The following is a 3,457-nucleotide window of genomic DNA, read 5'->3' as shown; positions in this document are numbered from 1 at the left end:
CGATAGCGGTGGGTCAGCTTAAGAATATTTCCCTGATAGACCGCCATCGCAGGCAAGCCAGCTCCCACAGTAGACCTCCAACGTATTCAAGACAGCAAAAAGGCGCCCTTGGGCGCCTTTTTACTGTGTTGCGATCAGCTATCAGGCCATTTCGGCGGTGGTTTCGAACTCGAAGGTCAGCTCGCCATCCTTCAGGTCGATGTGCACCACGCCACCATGGTCGGAAAGCTCGCCAAACAGGATCTCTTCGGCCAGTGGCCGCTTGATCTTGTCCTGGATCAGACGCGCCATTGGACGAGCGCCCATTGCCGAGTCGTAGCCACCCTGGGCCAGCCAGTTGCGCGCCGCGTCCGTTACGTCAAGCTGCACGCGCTTGTCTTCCAACTGCGCTTGAAGCTCGGTAAGGAACTTGTCCACCACGCTTTTGATGACCTCATGGCTGAGGCGACCAAACTGGATAATGGTGTCCAGACGGTTGCGGAACTCCGGCGTGAAGCTCTTCTTGATCACCTCCATCGCATCGGACGAGTGATCCTGATGCGTAAAGCCAATAGAGGCTCGCGCAGCAGTCTCGGCACCGGCGTTGGTGGTCATGATCACGATGACGTTGCGGAAGTCCGCCTTGCGCCCGTTGTTGTCGGTCAGGGTACCGTGGTCCATGACCTGCAGCAGCAGGTTGAAGACTTCCGGGTGAGCCTTCTCGATTTCATCGAGCAACAACACGCAGTGTGGCTGCTTGGTGATGGCTTCGGTCAGCAGGCCGCCCTGGTCGAACCCGACATAGCCCGGAGGCGCGCCGATCAGGCGCGACACGGTGTGGCGCTCCATGTATTCGGACATGTCGAAACGCACCAGCTCAATACCCATGGCCTTGGCCAATTGCCGCGCCGCTTCGGTCTTGCCGACGCCGGTCGGGCCTGCGAACAGGAACGATCCGACCGGTTTGTCCGGCGACTTGAGGCCTGCACGCGAGAGCTTGATTGCGGTGGACAGCGCGTCGATAGCGGCATCCTGGCCGAACACCGTGAGCTTGAGGTCGCGCTCCAGGTTACGCAGCAGTTCCTTGTCGGAACTGTTGACGTGCTTGGGTGGAATACGTGCGATCTTGGCCACGATGTCCTCGACTTGAGGCACGTCGATGCGCTTCACACGCTTCTCGACCGGCTGCAGGCGCTGGTAGGCACCCGCCTCGTCGATCACATCGATGGCCTTGTCCGGCATATGCCGGTCATTGATGTAGCGCGACGCCAGCTCAGCAGCAGCGCGCAGGGCTTCATCGGTGTACTCGATGCCGTGATGCGCCTCGAAGCGTCCCTTGAGGCCGCGCAGGATGCCGATGGTGTCTTCAACCGAAGGCTCGGAGACGTCGACTTTCTGGAAACGACGCGCCAGGGCACGGTCTTTTTCGAAGATCCCGCGAAATTCCTGGAACGTGGTCGAGCCAATGCAGCGGATATCACCCGACGACAACAACGGCTTGAGCAGGTTGGAGGCGTCCATCACCCCACCGGACGCCGCGCCGGCGCCAATGATGGTGTGGATTTCATCGATAAACAGAATCGCCTGCGGGCGTTTTTTCAGCTCGCCGAGCAGCGCCTTGAAGCGCTTCTCGAAATCGCCACGGTACTTGGTCCCGGCGAGCAATGCGCCAAGATCAAGGGAGTAGACGACGCTGTTGGCCAGCAGATCAGGCACCTGGTTATCAACGATGCGCTTGGCCAGGCCTTCGGCAATTGCGGTTTTACCCACGCCGGCCTCACCCACCAGCAACGGATTGTTCTTGCGACGACGCGCGAGGATCTGCGCTACACGCTCAACCTCAAGCTCACGCCCCACCAGCGGATCAATCCGCCCCTGGCGCGCCAGTTCGTTAAGGTTGCTGGCATAGGCATCCAGTGGATTGCCCGAAGAAGAAGACTCACCGCCCTCGTCGTCCTGCATATCCTGCTCACCCTCGGAATGATCGCCGTGCCCTGGCACTTTGGAGATACCGTGGGCGATGTAGTTGACGACATCAATACGGGCAACGCTCTGCTGCTTGAGCAGGAACACTGCCTGGCTTTCCTGTTCGCTGAAAATCGCCACAAGCACATTGGCGCCCGTGACCTCACGCTTACCGGAGCTCTGTACGTGGAAGACAGCACGCTGCAATACCCGCTGGAAGCCCAGGGTTGGCTGGGTCTCACGGTCCTCGTCATGCACGGGGATCAGTGGCGTGGTGGAGTCGATGAACTCCTGCAGGTCATGCTTGAGTTTGTCGAGGTTGGCGCCGCACGCACGCAGAACGGTGGCGGCAGCTTCGTTATCCAAAAGTGCCAGCAGCAGGTGCTCGACGGTCATGAATTCATGACGCTTCGAACGAGCCTCCTTGAAGGCAAGATTGAGGGTGACTTCGAGCTCGCGGTTTAACATAGCTTCACCTCATACCCAAGTGGTCGGCGTTAACCGTCCTTCTCGATTTCACAGAGTAGCGGATGCTGGCTTTCCCTGGCGTACTGGTTGACCTGCATGGCCTTTGTCTCGGCGATGTCACGGGTAAACACTCCACATACTGCCCGTCCTTCTGTGTGAACGGCCAGCATTACCTTGGTCGCCAGCTCGCGGTTCAGGTTAAAAAACACCTCGAGCACTTCGACGACGAAATCCATCGGTGTGTAGTCATCATTAAACAAAACCACCTTGTACATCGGCGGCGCCTGAAGAGCAGGCTTCGCCTCCTGGACAGCAATGCCTGCAGAACCGTCGTCATCGTGTTCCTGATCCGGGCGATCCTGATTGAATGTTAGTCGAATCTGGCTGTTTGCATGCATGGAAAGAAAGGTTCGTCAGTGGTTCAAATACAGTGGTGGGGGCGACCTGTCAGATTTTCAACTACTGACCGGTTGGTCGCCTTGACTATCGGCGAAACGGTGTTACAACCAATAGAACCCACAGTGGGTAAAAAAGGTCCGCGCAGTCAACCTTATTTATTCGGGTTAGGACGGATAAACTGGATGATACTCCAGTGATGGAGTCTGGTGCAGAGGGATATGGTTATGTCTGGCGTCAAGGTCAGTGGCAAGGTCAAATGGTTTAACAACGCCAAGGGATATGGGTTCATCAACGCAGATGGAAAATCCGGAGAAGACCTCTTCGCGCATTATTCAGCGATTACCATGGATGGGTACAAGACCCTAAAAGCGGGCCAGCCTGTGGAGTTTTTAATCATTCAAGGGCCGAAAGGGCTGCACGCCGTCGAAATTTGTGCAGCCTGCGCAGTTACATCGGGAACAATCCACGACGAAACGCACGAAACAAAGCCCAGGACAAGTCAGGCCACCCCATCAAAAAAGAAACAAACGGCCTGATAACGCCTTAAGCAATACGGCACAAAAAAGCCGGCCATTCTGAGTCATCAGAATGGCCGGCTTTTTTACAGCAGCGCTTTACATATGCTCAATCAACGCATCACCAAACC

The 3,457-nt window shown here is 56.9% G+C and carries 3 protein-coding genes; 1 reads left to right on the top strand and 2 read right to left on the bottom strand.

From position 1 onward, the window contains the following. Positions 1-141 precede the first annotated feature (141 nt). Positions 142-2,412: an ATP-dependent Clp protease ATP-binding subunit ClpA gene (gene clpA / locus FEM54_RS28070; RefSeq protein WP_053256828.1), complete on the bottom strand. Its 2,271-nt coding sequence runs from the start codon at positions 2,410-2,412 to the stop codon at positions 142-144. 29 nt (positions 2,413-2,441) lie between these two features. After that, positions 2,442-2,810: an ATP-dependent Clp protease adapter ClpS gene (gene clpS, locus FEM54_RS28065; RefSeq protein WP_005789091.1), complete on the bottom strand. Its 369-nt coding sequence runs from the start codon at positions 2,808-2,810 to the stop codon at positions 2,442-2,444. A gap of 225 nt (positions 2,811-3,035) precedes the next feature. On the opposite strand from clpS, the gene FEM54_RS28060 reads away from it, so the two are divergent. Beyond that, entirely contained in the window at positions 3,036-3,347 is a 312-nt protein-coding gene (locus tag FEM54_RS28060; protein ID WP_099548040.1) for a cold shock domain-containing protein, read from the top strand. Positions 3,348-3,457 lie beyond the last annotated feature (110 nt).

The sequence above is a fragment of the Pseudomonas edaphica genome (assembly GCF_005863185.1).
GTDB classification, from domain to species: Bacteria; Pseudomonadota; Gammaproteobacteria; order Pseudomonadales; family Pseudomonadaceae; genus Aquipseudomonas; species Aquipseudomonas edaphica.
Note: the sequence above shows the minus strand (reverse complement) of the source record. Positions and strands in the feature narration are given on the sequence as shown.

Bases quoted from the DNA above. Each gene is read 5' to 3' on its own strand.
- clpS (WP_005789091.1), bottom strand. From the start codon at position 2,810: ATGCATGCAAACAGCCAGATTCGACTAACATTCAATCAGGATCGCCCG.
- FEM54_RS28060 (WP_099548040.1), top strand. From the start codon at position 3,036: ATGTCTGGCGTCAAGGTCAGTGGCAAGGTCAAATGGTTTAACAACGCC.
- clpA (WP_053256828.1), bottom strand. From the start codon at position 2,412: ATGTTAAACCGCGAGCTCGAAGTCACCCTCAATCTTGCCTTCAAGGAG.